The following is a 14,776-nucleotide window of genomic DNA, read 5'->3' as shown; positions in this document are numbered from 1 at the left end:
GGGGCGTTGTCACGATCCGGCCCCCTGAAGTTCGGCACGCGCCAGGCTGGCGGCGGGGTGCAGGGAGGCCGCCGCCGCTTCGTAATACCGAAGCGCGTCGTCAGACCGTCCGGCTATCTTGTAGAAATGGCCGAGCTGAAGAGTGAGATCGGGATCGCCGGGACGCATGCCGAGCGCCCGCAGATAAAGCCGCTCTGCCAGGGCCATCGCCCCCGTTTCCTTGAGCATGTGGGCGCATTGAACGGTATAGTCGAAATGATCCGGTTGCAGCAGAAGCCCCTTTGAATAGATCCTGGCCGCTACTGCCCATTTGGCTTCGTCACGCGCGATGTTGCCGGCACGGAAAAGACGGCGGGCACGAACCCTGCCCAGAATCGCGCGGCTGCGCTTCCCGGCCAGAAGCGTTTCGATGTCCGATGCGGGAAGCGGCGGATTTTCCGATCCTTCGGTCTCGTCCTTGATGGCGAAATCGCGATGCGCATTTCGCAGTCTTGCACCGCCGAACGCAACCATCCCCGTGAAAGCCTGGCGTGGGTGGATGCGAAACGTGACCAGGGCGGATTCGTCCGTCGTCTCGAAGGTAATGCTGGCAGGGGGCATTCTCTCTCCCGGCCGGCATGTCAGGCAGTCGCGACCCACGACATGCGTGCCGTTCACGACGGCTTCGATATCGACCGTCAGTTCGCCCGGTGTCTGGAGCGTGATGTCGAGGATGAAGCGTACCCGATAGGTGCCGGGGGGAAGGGCGATATAGGGGCCGCTGACAAGGGGCCTGGCGGGATAATGCCGCGCCGCCCCGGCGGAGCCGGATTGGCGCCCGGGCGTGGTGATGACGGCGGAAAAACAGTTGAAATCCAGGGGGGCGATCCGAAGTTCGGCATCGTTTTCCGTCGCCAGGGCCGCGTAGCGCCGGGCCGTCGTCATCTCGGTGTGCGCGCGCGCCAGCCTGAGGTCGTGAAGCGAGGTGATGTTGATATGGCTGTCATAGGCCAGGCTGGCTTCGCTGCTTTGCGGAAAATGCCCTGCCGCGCGGTGCCATTCCCGCACGACCTGCCGCAGGATGGCGGGATGGCGCTCAAGCGAGGGTTCGCCCAGATCCGCCTCGGGTGCCGGTGCCGCCTGGTCCTGCGGGCCGGCCGGAAACACGCTGGCCAGGCCGGCGAGAATCTGATCGTTCGTGATCTCGGGCCGATAGCGGGGCAGGAGCATCGCCTGGGAGTCCAGAACGCGGCTGCGCACCACCGGGTCGCGCAGGGCGGCGATGGCGGATGCGAACATGTCGATATCAAAATGCCGGAACGCGAAAGGATGGCCATCCAGCAGGGTTTCCAGCGCCGTTACCGCCCAGGCGACCACCGGAACGCCCGCGCGCAGGGCGCCGAAGACATCATCCCCGAAGCCCTCATGTTCGGAAAGACTGAGGCAGGCGTGCGCTCGGGCGTGGAGATCGCGCAGCGTGCCCTGTGAAATGCCTTCATGCAGCACGATTGTGCAGTCTGCCGTCTCGATGGCGTCGCGCAGGGCGCCGGCATAAGGTGTGGGATCGTGGAAGCCGCTGCCCACGAAATGGAGCGTGAGAGGGCGCCCGGTGATTGCCTTGACCCGGTCGGCGACATGGATGGCATTGATCTGCCCCTTGTGCGGTGCGACGCGGCCCGCGACCAGCACGGTCGTTTCGTCGGGCGACGTGGCATGTGCCGTCCGTGCATCCGGTTTCGCCTGTTCCGTGGCGGCATGACCTGCCGGAAAGACGACGCGGCTCCGATCGGCCCGTCCACCCAGAGCACGGAACTGTTCGCGCGTGAAAGGCGAATTGCACCAGACGTGGATGTGGGGATATCGCGCGATCTCGGCAATGGTTTCGTAGCCCGCCAGGGCGGCGTGCGCATCGGCGTTCTGCCGGCCGAACGTGAACCAGGGAGGTGTCGCATTGTGCCAGCGCAGGATCACGGGCGCGCGCCGGTTGGTCAGAAGGTCGAGGCACGGAAGTGGACCATCCCGGTAATGGACCACGAGAACGCCATCTTCGTGCTCCGCGCACCAGCGCGGCAGATCGGCCGGGGAGGCGATGTCGGGAATCGGGAAGACGCCGGAATCAGGCAGGTCGGTAAAGAATGTGACCGCCTGGTCCGGGAAATGATCGCGCAGGAACCGGTATTGCGCGGCACAATCGAACCAGGCCGGATCGCCGGGGGCGGAGAGATGGGCGGTCCATAAAGCAATTTTCATCATATTGCCCGGGTTATTGCCAAGATGAAGTGTCCAGCCAACGAAAATGCGCGTCAAACGGCGCAAGGCGCGGGAGGAGGCGCCTGATCGGGAGAGGGGAGAAAGCAGGCCACCGGCACCGCTTCGGTGGTGATCGGCGCGTTGGGATGCCGTGTGCATCCCGCGCGCATGGCGGGCAGCGCGTCGCTTTCGCTGATCGATGCCGGGGCGCCAAGGGCCATCGTGTCCGGCCCGTCAGGCCGTTCTTGACTCGGCATCGGCACTTTTCAGACAGTCTTTTAACCGTGTTATCCATTACGCCCTATCGGTAACAGAGGCAACCGTCCGGGGCGGGCAGGGGCGGCTCGTGGCGGCTGGAAAGTGGCGACCAAGCCGCGTCGCCGTCGGGAATGGGGCCGGTCGGTCTGTCCGGTCTTTCGGGATCGGCGTGTCTATCCTACCTTGCGGCGATGGACGAAACGCTTCGCACGTCCGGTGGCCCCGGACCGGGCCCTGGACCGGGCAATGTGCCCGAATATTCAGTCTCCGAGATTTCGGGGGCGATCCGCCGTACGCTGGAAGGCACGTTCGGCCGCGTGCGGGTGCGGGGCGAGATCACGGAATTCAAACGCTATTCGTCCGGCCATCTTTATTTCTCGCTGAAGGATGAGAGCGGGAAGATCTCGGGGGTCGTCTGGCGCGGGTCGGTGTCGCGGCTGGGGCTGGTGCCGGAAAACGGGCTGGAGATCATCGCCACCGGCAAGGTCTCGTCGTATGGCGAGCGCTCGTCCTACCAGTTGATCGTCGAGCGGATGGAATATGCCGGCGAGGGCGCGCTGCTGGCGCGCATCGAGCGGCTGCGGCTGAAGCTGGCGGCCGAGGGCCTGTTCGATGCCGCGCGCAAGCGGGCGCTGCCGTTCCTGCCCGATGTGATCGGCATCGTCACCTCGGCGCAGGGCGCGGTGCTGCATGATATCCGCACCACCGTCGCCCGGCGCTTTCCCCGCCGGCTGCTGGTGTGGCCGGTTGCCGTGCAGGGCGAGGGGGCTGCGGCGCAGATTGCCGCCGCCATCGCCGGGTTTGACGCGATCGACGGGCGCGGGGCGGTGCCGCGCCCCGACGTGCTGATCGTGGCGCGCGGCGGCGGGTCGCTGGAAGACCTGATGGCCTTTAACGACGAGGCGGTGCTGCGGGCGGTGGACGCCTGCCGCATTCCGCTGATTTCGGCGGTGGGGCATGAGACCGACACCACGCTGATCGATTACGTTTCCGACCGGCGCGCGCCCACCCCCACGGCGGCGGCCGAGATGGCGGTGCCGGCGCGGGCCGAACTGGTGGCCGATCTGGCGCATCGTGTCGCGCGTCTGACCAGCGGGCTGACCCGCCTGACGCAGACCGCGCGACTGCGGCTGGACCGGGCGGCGGCGCGGATGCCCGACCTGCCGTCGCTGCTGGCCACGGCACGGATGCGGGTGGACGACCGGGGCGAGCGGCTGGACCGCGCGCTGCCGGGGTTGATCGAGCGGCGGCGCGCCGCCCTGCTGGCGACCGGGCGCATGATGCCCTCGCCCCTGCTGCTGACGGGGCCAGGGCGGGCCCGCCTGGATCTCGTGGCCAGCCATCTGCTCTCGGGCCTGCGGCAGGCGTTGCGCGACCGGCGGGCGCGGACCGACCGGGCGCGGCTGTCAGCTGCTCCGCTGGCGGGGATGGTGCGCGAGCGGCGCGCCCATCTGAACGGGCTGGCGGGGCGGCTGGAGTCGCTGTCGCCCATGGCGGTGCTGGAGCGCGGCTATGTGCTGGTGCGCGATCCGTCAGGCGTGGCGGTGACCCGCGCGGCCGACGTGCGGCCGGGCGGCCGCCTGGAACTGACATTCGCCGATGGCGTGGCGGAGGTCCGCGCGCTGCGGCCCGACGGGTCCCAGGGGCGGCTCGATCTTTGACCGTGCGGGCGATAAGACGGATGATGGATGGGACCGGATCGGCTTGCCCGATGGCCGGCCGGAGTACACAGGACAGAGCCATGAACGCACGTCGCCGGTCTTCCTTCATGCGCGCGGCCGGCCGGGTGGCGCTGGGCGTGCTGCCGGTTCTGGCTCTGCTGGCCGGTTGTGCCAAGCCCCCCGCGCCGGTGGCGAGCCAGCCGGGGCGGCATCCGCCCTTGCAGTTCGCGCCGGGAACGGTGGTGGAAGCCCCGCCGCCCGCCAACGAGGCGCAACTGGTGAACGACCCTTCCGCCCCGCTCGATACGCCGCTCTGCGGTGCTTCGGCGCATGCGACGCAGGCCATGGCGGCACGGGTGAATCCGGCGCCGCTGGCGTCGGGCAACGCCTGCGTGGCCAATGCCTGTTTTGATCCGCTGACCGGGACTTATATCGGCGCGGACGGGGAGCGGCATATCTGTCGTTAAGTATTTGTTCTTTTTTGAAAAAAAGAACCAAAAAACTTTTGATCTGTTTGGAATTCTTCTGCCGGGGCAGAGAACGCCCGTAAACGAATAAAAGTCTTTTTGCTTCTTTTTCTTCAGAAAAAGAAGGTTCTTCCTTCACCCATACGCCAACACAGATCAGGATCGCCGTATAAGGCTTATCCGGAAACGCGCCTGCGATTGGTGCAGGTTATGATTGACAGCCGAAGCCACGGGGCAACATCGTCGGGGGGATGAGCGGCCTCACTCCTCCGGATGGCGCCAATGACGGCCTGGCGACCGTTCACCTCTTTCCGTTGCGGCGCATGTTGCCGCTGGCCGATGCTGCCATCTATCTGGGTATCCCTGCGCGACGGCTGCGCATGCTCGGCCTGCTGCATGCGGGGCCGCGCCCGGCGGCGCGGAACGGGCGGACCCTGATGTATCGGGTCGAGGATCTGGATCGATATGTCACGCAATTATACGGTCGGGCACGGATTTCGGCGGCTGAGGAAGCGCGACAGCGGCAGGAATGGCGGGCGCGGATCGCGGCGCCGCCCGTGCAGGACGCACGCGGGCGCCCAGTCCGGCTGATCGATCCCTGCATGCAGGCGCTGACGCTCGATGCGCTGGTGTCGTCGGGCGGCCCGCTGGGGCTCAAGCTGCTGTTTGCTTCCGGGCTGGGGCTGATCTTTCTCTCCCATACGCCGGTGATGTGGCGGCTGTATGCGATGCTCTGAAAGCCTGCCTGGAAATGCGCGCTGGCGGCGATCCGACGCGTGTTTCCTGTGCTTCGGTGCTCACGGCCATCAAGGCCGCTCCGCTCCGATGCTCGGAAACACACGACGGGCACGGCCCTCACGGGCCGCTCTCGCTCGCCAGCGCACATTTCCAGGCAGGCTCTGAGGCGGGATGCTTCCGGATATGGGTGTGACGTCGGGAACATTTGCATCACGCACCGACGCCACCGCAGCAGACTGTTCTGGAATTACAGCGGAATTGTGGCTTTTTCGGCGCCTGTCAGCAGGCTCCGGCGCAGGGTGGTTCCGGTGGTGGCAGCACGCCGCCGGTCAGGCCGGGCGGGCGCATGGAGGGCTCGGGCGCGCGGGCTCCGGGTGGCGGCGGGGGTACGACCTGCGGCACGTTCGGGGGCAGGCTCTGCACGTCGATCGGCTGGGCCTGGGGGATGGGCTGGCCCTGATAATAGAGCGGGCCGCGATAGCTCTGCGGCAACTGGGCCGCATTCAGCCGGTCGACCAGCGAATCGCCCGTTCCATCGGGATAGGCGGAGTGCGACGCGTGGGGTGCCGAGGCCGGTGCGGGGCGGGCGGATGACAGTGCCGGTGGCAGGCACAGGGCGGCGAGGGTGAGGCAGCCGGCAATCTGCCGATGGGAACGCGGGTTCATGGCGACGGACCCTTTCAGAGAGGGGTGTGGAGAGGGGAGTATGGCACGCTCCGGGCCGGATCGTCGTGCGTGTATGTACGTGTTTGAACGGGCGAGGACTGGTCAGGCTCCCGGTGATCGGCTAGGCAGGGCAGCATTGCTGTTTTTGCCGTTCCCGGCCCGCGCGCCGTCGCGTTTGCTCCCTGTCTTACGGATTGCGATCATGACCGATATTTCCCGGGCCTCGTGCCGCCGGCTTCTGGCTGGATTCTTCGTTGTGACCGGGATGGGCGCCGTCCTGACCCCCGCCCTCGCGGCCGCCCCGGCGGCGCGGACAGCGCCCGCACCCGCGGCTGCCTCCGCGCCTGCCGGTGCCGACCAGCAGCCGGTCCTGCCCGCGCCGCCAGTGCCCGATTTTGCGGCGTTGCCGCCCGGTGCCAAGCCTCCCGCGCCGATCGTGGGCGTATTCGATACCGACGCGATCATGCGGCAATCGGTTGCGATCCAGGAAGTCGAGAAGGAGATGGCCGCGCGGCGCGATGCCCTGATCCGTGATGTGCGGGCCGAGGAACAGCAGCTTCAGACCCTGCGCCAGCAGATGATGAATGCGCCCCGGGCCGAGGCGGAAGCCCAGCAGCGCACCTTGCAGCAGCGCGCGGCGGCCGACCAGCGCAAGTTCGGCAACCGCAACCGGATCCTGGAGGAAGATATCCAGATCGCGGTGAACCAGGTTCAGCGAGAAATCGGCCAGGTGGTGAACACCGTGGCGAAGGCGCGCGGGCTGACGCTGGTGGTGCAGTCGGGCCTGACCGTGCTGCATGGGCCGCAGGTCGATATCAGCAACCAGGTGGCGAGCCGGCTGAATGCCATTCTGCCGCATGTCTATCTGCCGGCGGCGAACGAGGACCCGGAAGTGATCGCGAAATCGGGCAAGTTCCCGACTGCGCCGGTGCAGATGACCGATCCGCAGCAGCAGCAGGGGTAAGAAAGCGGTCCTGGAGCGCGCTGCGGCCAGTCGAATGACCGCACCACGCTTTAGGATCTCGCCTGCAAGCAAACCGGAAAACGAACAAAGTCTTTTTGCTTCTTTTTCTTCAGAAAAAGAAGATCACTCCGCCGTCAGATCCGCCAATGTGGCCGCACTGGCGCGCAATGCGTCGGCCGGGAGCAGGCGCACCTGCAAGCCGCGCTGGCCCCCATTGGTATAAAGATAGGGCAGGTCGGCAGCCTGCCGCGCGAAGGCCGTGGGCACGCGCTTCTTCTGCCCGAACGGGCTGATGCCGCCGACGCGGAAGCCGGTGATGCGCTCGGCATCGGCCGGCTTCATCATCCTGGCGCTCTTGCCGCCGAAGGCGGCGGCCAGTTTCTTCATGCTGACCTCGTGGTCCGACGGCACGACGACGCACACCGCGTTGCCGTCGATTTCCGCCATCAGGGTCTTGAAGACCCGGGCCGGGGGCTCGCCGATCGCCTCGGCGGCCTGCACGCCCAGACGGTCGGCGTCGGGATCGTAGCTGTAGGTCACGGGGATGAAGGCGATGCCGGCGCGGGTCAGGGCCAGTGTGGCCGGCGTGCCGGGGGTCTGGGGTTTCTTGGCCATGCCGGTGTCATAACAGAATCGGGCGGGCGCGTCAGGCTCTTGCGGGTGTCGTGATCCGTTGCCCGTGGCGCTGTTCGTCGGGCCGGCACAGGGCGGCGAGGGCGGCGGCGACCTGTTCGGGCCGGGGCAGGGCGGACAGGTCGGCGGCGGGCATGGCCTGCACCCGCAGGCGGGTGGCCACGGGGCCGGGATCGTAGAGATTGATCCTGAGCGCCGAGTCCGGCCCGATTTCATCGGCCCAGGTCAGCACCACGGCCTCCATGGCCGCTTTCGAGGCCGCCATCATGCCCCAGAAACTGGCGGGGCGGGTGGCGTGGCCGTCGGTCAGGAACAGGGCGCGGCCGGCGGGGGCGCGGTCCAGCAGCGGTGCGGTGGTGCGGATCAGCCGCCAGGTGGCGGTGGTGTTGACCGCCAGCGTGGCCTCCCAGTCGGTGTCGCGCATGTGGGTGACGGGTGTGAGCACGCCCAGCATGGCGGCGCAATGCACCAGCACGTCCAGCCGGCCGAAGCGGGCGGCGATCGAGGGGCCCAGCGCGTCGATCGCGGCGCCGTCCCGCAGGTCCATGGGCAGCAGGGTGGCGGGGCGGCCGGTGCGGCGGGTGATCAGGTCGTCGGTTTCCTCCAGCCCGCCCGGCGTGCGGGCGGTGAGGATGCAGTGGGCCCCGGCATCGGCCAGGGCCAGGGCGGTGGCGCGGCCGATGCCCCGGCTGGCGCCGGTGATCAGGGCGACGCTGCCGGGGGCCATGCTGCCGGGGTTTACGCTATCCGGCGGCATGCCGCCTCAGGCCCGGCAGGGGTCACGCGGCGTCGGAATGCGGGTCGCCGCCGGCGGCCTCGTAATCGACCAGGGCGATCGGGTAGTCGCCGGTGAAGCAGGCATCGCAATAGCGGCCGGCGGCGGCGTCGCGTCCCTCGTGGCCCAGGGCACGATACAGGCCGTCGAACGAGATGAAGGCCAGGCTGTCCACGCCGATCAGTTCGGCCATTTCCTTCAGGTCGTGGCGGGCGGCCAGCAGCTTGCTGCGCTCGGGCGTGTCGATGCCGTAGAAGCAGGAATGCGTGGTCGGCGGCGAGGAGATGCGCATATGCACCTCGCGCGCGCCGGCGGCGCGGACCATGTCCACGATCTTGCGCGAGGTGGTGCCGCGCACGATCGAATCATCGACCAGCACGACGCGCTTGCCGTCCAGCACCGGGCGGTTGGTCGAATGTTTCAGCTTCACGCCCAGATGGCGGATCTGGTCGGTCGGCTCGATGAAGGTGCGGCCGACATAATGGTTGCGGATGATGCCCAGTTCGAAGGGAATGCCGCTGGCCATCGCGTAGCCCATGGCCGAGGGCACGCCGGAATCGGGCACCGGCACGATCACGTCGGCATCGACCGCGCTTTCGCGGGCCAGTTCGACGCCGATGCGCTTGCGGGCCTCGTAGACCGGCACGCCGTCCAGCACCGAGTCCGGGCGGGCGAAATAGATATATTCGAACACGCAGAAGCGGGCCTTCTGCTCGCCGAAGGGCTTCACCGAGCGCACGCCGTCATTGTCGATGATGACGACCTCGCCCGGCTCGACGTCGCGGACGAATTCCGCGCCCACGATATCCAGCGCGCAGGTCTCGCTGGCCAGCACCCAGGAAGGCGGGGCGGACTCGGTCTCGCCGGGGATGCGGCCCAGGATCAGCGGCCGCACGCCCAGCGGGTCGCGCACGCCGATCAGCGCCTCGCGCGACAGCACCACCAGCGAATAGGCGCCCAGCACCTGCTTCAGCGCGTCGATCAGCCGGTCGATCACCGAGGCGTAGAGCGAGATCGCGATCAGGTGGATGAACACCTCGCTGTCGGTCGTGGACTGGAAGATGCAGCCACGGCGGATCAGGGCGCGCTTGAGGGTTTCGGCGTTCGTCAGGTTGCCGTTATGCGCCACCGCCAGGCCACCGAACTCGAAATCGGCGAACAGCGGCTGCACGTTGCGGATCAGCGTGGCGCCGGTGGTAGCATAGCGGTTGTGGCCCACCGCCCGGTGGCCGGGCAGGGTGGCCATGACCCGCGCGTCGCCGAACACGTCGCCCACCAGCCCCAGCCCCTTGTGGGTGTGGAAGCGCTCGCCGTCATACGACACGATGCCCGTGGCTTCCTGCCCGCGATGCTGGAGCGCGTGCAGCCCCAGCGCCGTCAGCGCCGAAGCGTCGTTGACGTTCCAGACACCGAAGACGCCGCATTCCTCATGCGGCTTGTCGTCGTCGTGCCACTGCGGCGGCACGTCGTCGCGGTGGCCCGACGGACACGCGGCGGCCGGGCTGCATGAGGTGGCGGCCTGCGGGACGGTGGGGCGGATCGGCATGATCGGTTCTCTCTTTCCTCGGCTTTTGACCGGGCGAAGACCCTGGGCAGGCCCCAGGGAGGCGAAGGGGGAAAGGCCCCGTTCAGGGGTCATATCGGGGCGTCATGGCGCGTCTGCACCGGTTGCGCAAGCTGTGCCTGCATGGAAATGGGCAGGAGCCTGCCGAGAAAGAAGGCCCCCCGGGCAACGAAAGCGGTTGCGCGTGCATCCTGCACCGGCTGGGGCCAATCCATCGGCGCCACTTCCGTGCTCACGGCGACATAGAGCACGGCCAGGACGACATAGCCGCGCAGGCCGCCGAACAGCAGGCCCAGCATGCCGTTTAGCCCCCCGAGAACCGAGTCGCGGACGATCCGGCCGAGAAGATGGGCCAGCAGCGTGAAGACGACCAGCAGCCCGATGAAGGGCAGGGCGAAGCTGGCGGCGGTGGCCACCAGCGGATTGTCGATCCACGGCGTGAGCGCCTGATGCACCGGGTCCATCCAGCGCATGGCCAGGACCAGCGCGCCGGCCCAGGTCGCCAGCCCCAGGATTTCGCGGACCAGGCCGCGCGCCCAGCCGAACAGGGCCGAGGCCAGCACGACCAGTGCCGCCGCCAGATCCACCCAGGCCCCGTTCATGGAGCGGGATCGGCCACCCGGCCGGACGCTGGGAAAAAAGGGACCCGAGACATGGGGGGCGGGACTGTCCTTGTGCTGTGGCGGGCTGTCATGACACGGCGAAGCGTGACCTTGGCGCGCTTATGCCACCCGTCCCTCCACGGTGCCAAAGGAAAGATCGCATTCCCGCCATCAGGGCAGCTTGGTGGACTGGATCTTCCACGGTCGGCCGAGGGCGCGCCCGGCCGACCGCCCGGCGCGGCGGCGCGGCGTGTTGTTCAGCATCATCAGCAGTTCGCCGACCTGGGTACGGCGGTCCAGCTCGGTCCATACGGCGCCGGCCGAGAGGTTCCGCGCCGCCCAGATCCGCATCAGGCAGGTCAGCACATGGGCGCTCTCGCGGACGAGCTGGCTCCTGTCGCCGGCGATCAGCCCCACCACGCAATGGTCGCCATGCAGCCCGAAGGCGCGGGCCAGGCGGCGGATATCCCGTTCCGTGGGCGGCGGCGCCTGGGCGGCATCCTGTGACAGGGCCTGCCACAGCGCCTCGACCGCCCGCCGCGCGTCGGGCGCGGCGGCGGGATCGTCATGCGGCGGTAGAGGGGGGGGAGATGCCATCCCGCGATGATGCCGGGGGCGGGATCATGCGGTCAACATCACGCGGGGATGGCAGATGGCGGTCTTGCGTCAGATCGAAAAATATTTCGCCTGCGGATTGAGGACCACCAGGGCCGAAGTCGATTGCTCGGGGTGCAACTGGTAACCGTCGGTCAGCGACACGCCGATTCGCTCGGCATCCAGCAGCTTCAGGATCGGTTCCTGGTCCTCCAGCCGGGGGCAGGCGGGATAGCCGAAGGAATAGCGCGATCCGCGATAGCCCTGCTGGAGCAGCTTGGCCATGTCGCGGTCGTCCTCGGCGGCGAAGCCCAGCTCGGCGCGGATGCGCTTGTGGGTGTATTCGGCCATCGCCTCGGCCATTTCGACCGAAAGCCCGTGCAGATAGAGGTAATCCTTGTAGCGGTTGGCCTCGAACCACGCGCGGGCGATGTCCGATGCCTTCTGCCCCACGGTGACGACCTGCAACCCGATCACGTCGCGGGCTTCATCATCCACGTCGCGCACGAAATCGGCGATGCAGGCGCCATCCTCGCGCGGCTGGCGGGGCAGGGCGAAGCGCGCGACCTCGGTGGTGCCGTCCTCGGCGAACAGGATCAGGTCGTTGCCCTGGCCGGCGGCCTTCCAGTAGCCGTAGGAGGCCTGGGGACGCAGGATGTCCTGCTCGGCCGCCAGCGCCAGCATGCGGCGCAGCACGGGGCGCAGTTCCTGCTTGGCCCAGCCCATGAAATCGTCCAGCGAGCGGCCCTGCTTGCGGAAGCCCCACTGGAATTGATAGAGCGACCGCTCGTTGAGGAAGGGCAGCACGGCGTCCGGCGTGGCTTCCAGCACCCGAGAACCCCAGAAGGGCGGGGTGATGACCGGCTCGTCGTGCGTCAGGCGGTGGCGGCGAGCGCGGGCGGCGGCGACATCGACGGGGCCGAAGCCGCGCTGCTCCTGCTGTTCCATGTCGCGGGGGCGCGAGCGGGTGGCCTTGCCGGCGCGGCGGGAACGCACGGCGGCGAGGTAATTGTCGAACTCGCCCTTCGCCACCTGATCCATCAGCGACAGGCCGTCGAAGGCATCGCGGGCATAGGCCACGCGGCCGTCGGTGCCGTAGGCGGCGGCGCAATCTTCCTCGACGTAATTGCGGGTCAGCGCGGCGCCGCCCAGCAGCACGGGCAGGTCGACCCCCTGGCGGGCCATTTCTTCCAGGTTCTCGCGCATGATCACGGTCGATTTGACCAGCAGGCCCGACATGCCCACGGCGTCGGCGTTATGCTCGCGCGCGGCGGTGATCATGTCGGCGACCGGCACCTTGATGCCCAGGTTGATCACCCGGTAGCCGTTGTTGGTCAGGATGATATCGACCAGGTTCTTGCCGATATCGTGCACGTCGCCCTTGACGGTCGCCAGCACCATCGTGCCGCGCGCCTGGCCATCGACGCGCTCCATGTGCGGTTCCAGGTGCGCGACGGCGGCCTTCATCGTCTCGGCCGATTGCAGCACGAAGGGGAGCTGCATCTTGCCGGCACCGAACAGCTCGCCCACCACCTTCATGCCGTCCAGCAGGATGGTGTTGATGATGTCGAGCGGCGGGATGGTGGCCATCGCCTCGTCCAGGTCGGCTTCCAGCCCCTTGCGGTCGCCATCGACGATGCGGTCCTTCAGCCGGCCTTCCACCGTTTCGGCGCGCACCTTCTTCACCGCGTCGGCGGCCTTGCGGTCGGCGAACAGTTCCAGCAGCTTCTGCAGCGGGTCGTAGCCCTCCGCACGGCGGTCGAAGATCAGGTCCTCGGCCACCTTCACCTCTTCCGCCGGGATCAGGTGCAGCGGGCGGATCTTCGAGACATGGACGATCGCCGCCGTCATGCCCGCGCGCACCGCGTGGTCGAGGAACACCGAGTTCAGCACCGCGCGCGCCGCCGGGTTCAGGCCGAACGAGATATTGGACAGGCCCAGCACGATCTGGATGTCGGGGAAGCGCTCATGGATCTGGCGGATGCCCTCCAGCGTCCACAGCCCCAGCTTGCGGTCGTCCTCGACGCCGGTGCCGATGGTGAAGGTCAGCGGGTCGATCATCAGGTCCGACTGCGGCAGGCCGTGGCGGTCGCAGGCGAATTCCACCAGCCGGGTCGCGATGCGCAGCTTGTCCTCGGCCGTCTTGGCCATGCCCACTTCGTCGATCGTCAGCGCCACCACGGCGGCGCCGAACTTGCGGGCCAGGAGCATGCGGTCGGTGGCGTGGCCCTCGCCATCCTCGAAATTGATCGAGTTGATGATCGCCTTGCCGCCATAGAGCTTCAGCGCGGCCTCGATGACCGGGGTTTCGGTGGAATCGATCACCAGCGGCGCGTTGACCGAGGCGGTGAAGCGGGTGACCACCTCGTTCATCTCGCGCATTTCGTCGCGGCCGACGAAGGCGGTGCAGATATCCAGCGCGTTGGAACCCTCGCCCACCTGCTCGCGGCCCACGGCCACGCAGCCGTCCCAGTCGCCCTCTTCCTGCAGGGTGCGCCATTTCTTCGAGCCGTTGGCGTTGCAGCGCTCGCCGATCGAGAAATAGCTGTTTTCCTGCCGCAGCGGGACCTGGGTGTACAGGCTGGCGACCGAGGGAATCCACACCGGGCGGCGCACGATCGGGGCGGGGCGGTGGCGGCCGGTGCCCTCGGCGCGGCGGCGCAGCATGGCGTCCAGCGCCGCGATATGCGGGGTGGAGGTGCCGCAGCAGCCGCCGACCAGGTTCAGCCCGTCTTCCGTGATGAAGCGCTCCACCCAGCTTGCCATGTCGGCGGGCGAGAGCGGGTAGTGGGTCTGGCCGTTGACCAGTTCGGGCAGGCCGGCATTGGGCTGGATGGAGACCAGGCCCGGCCAGTTGGTGGCCAGCCAGCGCACATGCTCGGCCATTTCCTGCGGGCCGGTGGCGCAGTTCAGCCCCATCAGCGGCACGTCCAGCGCGTGGATGGCGGTGGCCGCCGCCGCGATGTCCGGCCCGACCAGCAGGGTGCCGGTGGTCTCGACCGTGACCTGCACGAAGATCGGGGTGTCGGTGCCCTGTTCGGCGCGGGCGATCTTGGCGCCGTTCACCGCCGCCTTGATCTGGAGCGTGTCCTGGCAGGTCTCGATCAGCAGCGCGTCGACGCCGCCTTCGATCAGGCCCCGGCATTGCTCGGCGATGCCGGCTTCCAGCGTATCGTAATCGATATTGCCCAGCGAGGGCAGCTTGGTGCCCGGCCCGATCGAACCGACGACATAGCGGTGGCGGCCGTCGGCGAAGCTCTCGGCGGCCTCGCGCGCCAGGTGGGCGGCGGTGCGGTTGATCTCGCGCGCCCGGTCGGTCAGGCCGAATTCGCCCAGCGTGATGGGCGAGCCGCCGAACGAATTGGTCTCGACCATGTCCGCGCCGGCTTCGAAATAGCCGCGATGGATCTCGCGCACCAGTTCGGGGCGGGACAGGTTCAGGATCTCGGTGCAGTTCTCCTGCCCCCAGTAATCGCGTTCGACATCGAGGTCGAGCACCTGCACGCGCGACCCCATGCCGCCATCGCAGAGCAGGACCTGGTCACGGAGGGCGTCGAGAAGATGGGGACGAGCGGTCATCGTGATCCTGCGGTCGGGGCGGGAGGGGAAGGCAGGTGTTATGCCG

The 14,776-nt window shown here is 68.0% G+C and carries 13 protein-coding genes; 4 read left to right on the top strand and 9 right to left on the bottom strand.

All coding sequences use genetic code 11. The features are described from left to right. Positions 1 to 9 precede the first annotated feature (9 nt). A complete protein-coding gene (locus ACMAUO_RS10260) occupies positions 10 to 2,232 on the bottom strand; it encodes a glycosyltransferase (RefSeq protein WP_420356792.1) in 2,223 nt (740 codons plus the stop codon). Positions 2,233 to 2,282: 50 nt separating this feature from the next. Then, a complete protein-coding gene (locus tag ACMAUO_RS10255) occupies positions 2,283 to 2,486 on the bottom strand; it encodes a hypothetical protein (RefSeq protein ID WP_420356791.1) in 204 nt (67 codons plus the stop codon). A 192-nt stretch (positions 2,487 to 2,678) separates the two neighbouring features. On the opposite strand from ACMAUO_RS10255, the gene xseA reads away from it, so the two are divergent. The 3 genes from xseA to ACMAUO_RS10240 all read left to right on the top strand — a co-directional run bounded on the left by xseA (position 2,679) and on the right by ACMAUO_RS10240 (position 5,352). Then, positions 2,679 to 4,148: an exodeoxyribonuclease VII large subunit gene (xseA, locus tag ACMAUO_RS10250; RefSeq protein WP_420356790.1), complete on the top strand. Its 1,470-nt coding sequence runs from the start codon at positions 2,679 to 2,681 to the stop codon at positions 4,146 to 4,148. 107 nt (positions 4,149 to 4,255) lie between these two features. Beyond that, positions 4,256 to 4,615 (top strand): BA14K family protein, encoded by a 360-nt coding sequence (locus ACMAUO_RS10245; protein WP_420357258.1) that lies wholly within the window; start codon positions 4,256 to 4,258, stop codon positions 4,613 to 4,615. 251 nt (positions 4,616 to 4,866) lie between these two features. Next, a complete protein-coding gene (locus ACMAUO_RS10240) occupies positions 4,867 to 5,352 on the top strand; it encodes a DNA-binding protein (RefSeq protein ID WP_420356789.1) in 486 nt (161 codons plus the stop codon). A 280-nt stretch (positions 5,353 to 5,632) separates the two neighbouring features. Here ACMAUO_RS10240 and ACMAUO_RS10235 read toward each other — a convergent pair whose 3' ends face one another. Further along, complete coding sequence (locus tag ACMAUO_RS10235; RefSeq protein ID WP_420356788.1) at positions 5,633 to 6,019, bottom strand: hypothetical protein; 387 nt, start codon at positions 6,017 to 6,019, stop codon at positions 5,633 to 5,635. Between the two features lie 202 nt (positions 6,020 to 6,221). Here ACMAUO_RS10235 and ACMAUO_RS10230 point away from each other — a divergent pair, with 202 nt between their 5' ends. After that, positions 6,222 to 6,983 carry an OmpH/Skp family outer membrane protein gene (locus ACMAUO_RS10230; RefSeq protein ID WP_420356787.1) on the top strand — a complete coding sequence of 254 codons (762 nt, stop codon included), beginning with the start codon at positions 6,222 to 6,224 and terminating at the stop codon, positions 6,981 to 6,983. Positions 6,984 to 7,106: 123 nt separating this feature from the next. Here ACMAUO_RS10230 and ybaK read toward each other — a convergent pair whose 3' ends face one another. The 6 genes from ybaK to metH form a co-directional block, all read right to left on the bottom strand. Then, positions 7,107 to 7,598 (bottom strand): Cys-tRNA(Pro) deacylase, encoded by a 492-nt coding sequence (gene ybaK / locus ACMAUO_RS10225; RefSeq protein WP_420356786.1) that lies wholly within the window; start codon positions 7,596 to 7,598, stop codon positions 7,107 to 7,109. A 31-nt stretch (positions 7,599 to 7,629) separates the two neighbouring features. After that, positions 7,630 to 8,373, bottom strand: a complete 744-nt coding sequence (locus ACMAUO_RS10220; protein WP_420356785.1) for an SDR family NAD(P)-dependent oxidoreductase — start codon at positions 8,371 to 8,373, stop codon at positions 7,630 to 7,632. A gap of 22 nt (positions 8,374 to 8,395) precedes the next feature. Then, positions 8,396 to 9,937, bottom strand: a complete 1,542-nt coding sequence (gene purF, locus ACMAUO_RS10215) for an amidophosphoribosyltransferase (protein WP_420356784.1) — start codon at positions 9,935 to 9,937, stop codon at positions 8,396 to 8,398. 89 nt (positions 9,938 to 10,026) lie between these two features. Beyond that, entirely contained in the window at positions 10,027 to 10,557 is a 531-nt protein-coding gene (locus tag ACMAUO_RS10210; protein ID WP_420356783.1) for a CvpA family protein, read from the bottom strand. 171 nt (positions 10,558 to 10,728) lie between these two features. Then, positions 10,729 to 11,154 (bottom strand): phosphoribosyl-ATP pyrophosphatase, encoded by a 426-nt coding sequence (locus ACMAUO_RS10205; protein WP_420356782.1) that lies wholly within the window; start codon positions 11,152 to 11,154, stop codon positions 10,729 to 10,731. A 69-nt stretch (positions 11,155 to 11,223) separates the two neighbouring features. Next, positions 11,224 to 14,730, bottom strand: a complete 3,507-nt coding sequence (gene metH / locus ACMAUO_RS10200; RefSeq protein WP_420356781.1) for a methionine synthase — start codon at positions 14,728 to 14,730, stop codon at positions 11,224 to 11,226. Positions 14,731 to 14,776: the final 46 nt, after the last annotated feature.

The sequence above is a fragment of the Gluconacetobacter brunescens genome (assembly GCF_048695475.1).
GTDB lineage: Bacteria > Pseudomonadota > Alphaproteobacteria > Acetobacterales > Acetobacteraceae > Gluconacetobacter.
The sequence above is the reverse complement of the archived record's forward strand: the minus strand, read 5'-3'. Positions and strand labels throughout refer to the sequence as shown.

Excerpts from the sequence above, each read along its gene's own strand:
- ACMAUO_RS10260 (WP_420356792.1), bottom strand. The coding sequence starts at position 2,232 with ATGATGAAAATTGCTTTATGGACCGCCCATCTCTCCGCCCCCGGCGAT.
- ACMAUO_RS10255 (WP_420356791.1), bottom strand. The coding sequence starts at position 2,486 with ATGCCGAGTCAAGAACGGCCTGACGGGCCGGACACGATGGCCCTTGGC.
- xseA (WP_420356790.1), top strand. The coding sequence starts at position 2,679 with ATGGACGAAACGCTTCGCACGTCCGGTGGCCCCGGACCGGGCCCTGGA.
- ACMAUO_RS10245 (WP_420357258.1), top strand. The coding sequence starts at position 4,256 with ATGCGCGCGGCCGGCCGGGTGGCGCTGGGCGTGCTGCCGGTTCTGGCT.
- ACMAUO_RS10240 (WP_420356789.1), top strand. The coding sequence starts at position 4,867 with ATGAGCGGCCTCACTCCTCCGGATGGCGCCAATGACGGCCTGGCGACC.
- ACMAUO_RS10235 (WP_420356788.1), bottom strand. The coding sequence starts at position 6,019 with ATGAACCCGCGTTCCCATCGGCAGATTGCCGGCTGCCTCACCCTCGCC.
- ACMAUO_RS10230 (WP_420356787.1), top strand. The coding sequence starts at position 6,222 with ATGACCGATATTTCCCGGGCCTCGTGCCGCCGGCTTCTGGCTGGATTC.
- ybaK (WP_420356786.1), bottom strand. The coding sequence starts at position 7,598 with ATGGCCAAGAAACCCCAGACCCCCGGCACGCCGGCCACACTGGCCCTG.
- ACMAUO_RS10220 (WP_420356785.1), bottom strand. The coding sequence starts at position 8,373 with ATGCCGCCGGATAGCGTAAACCCCGGCAGCATGGCCCCCGGCAGCGTC.
- purF (WP_420356784.1), bottom strand. The coding sequence starts at position 9,937 with ATGCCGATCCGCCCCACCGTCCCGCAGGCCGCCACCTCATGCAGCCCG.
- ACMAUO_RS10210 (WP_420356783.1), bottom strand. The coding sequence starts at position 10,557 with ATGAACGGGGCCTGGGTGGATCTGGCGGCGGCACTGGTCGTGCTGGCC.
- ACMAUO_RS10205 (WP_420356782.1), bottom strand. The coding sequence starts at position 11,154 with ATGGCATCTCCCCCCCCTCTACCGCCGCATGACGATCCCGCCGCCGCG.
- metH (WP_420356781.1), bottom strand. The coding sequence starts at position 14,730 with ATGACCGCTCGTCCCCATCTTCTCGACGCCCTCCGTGACCAGGTCCTG.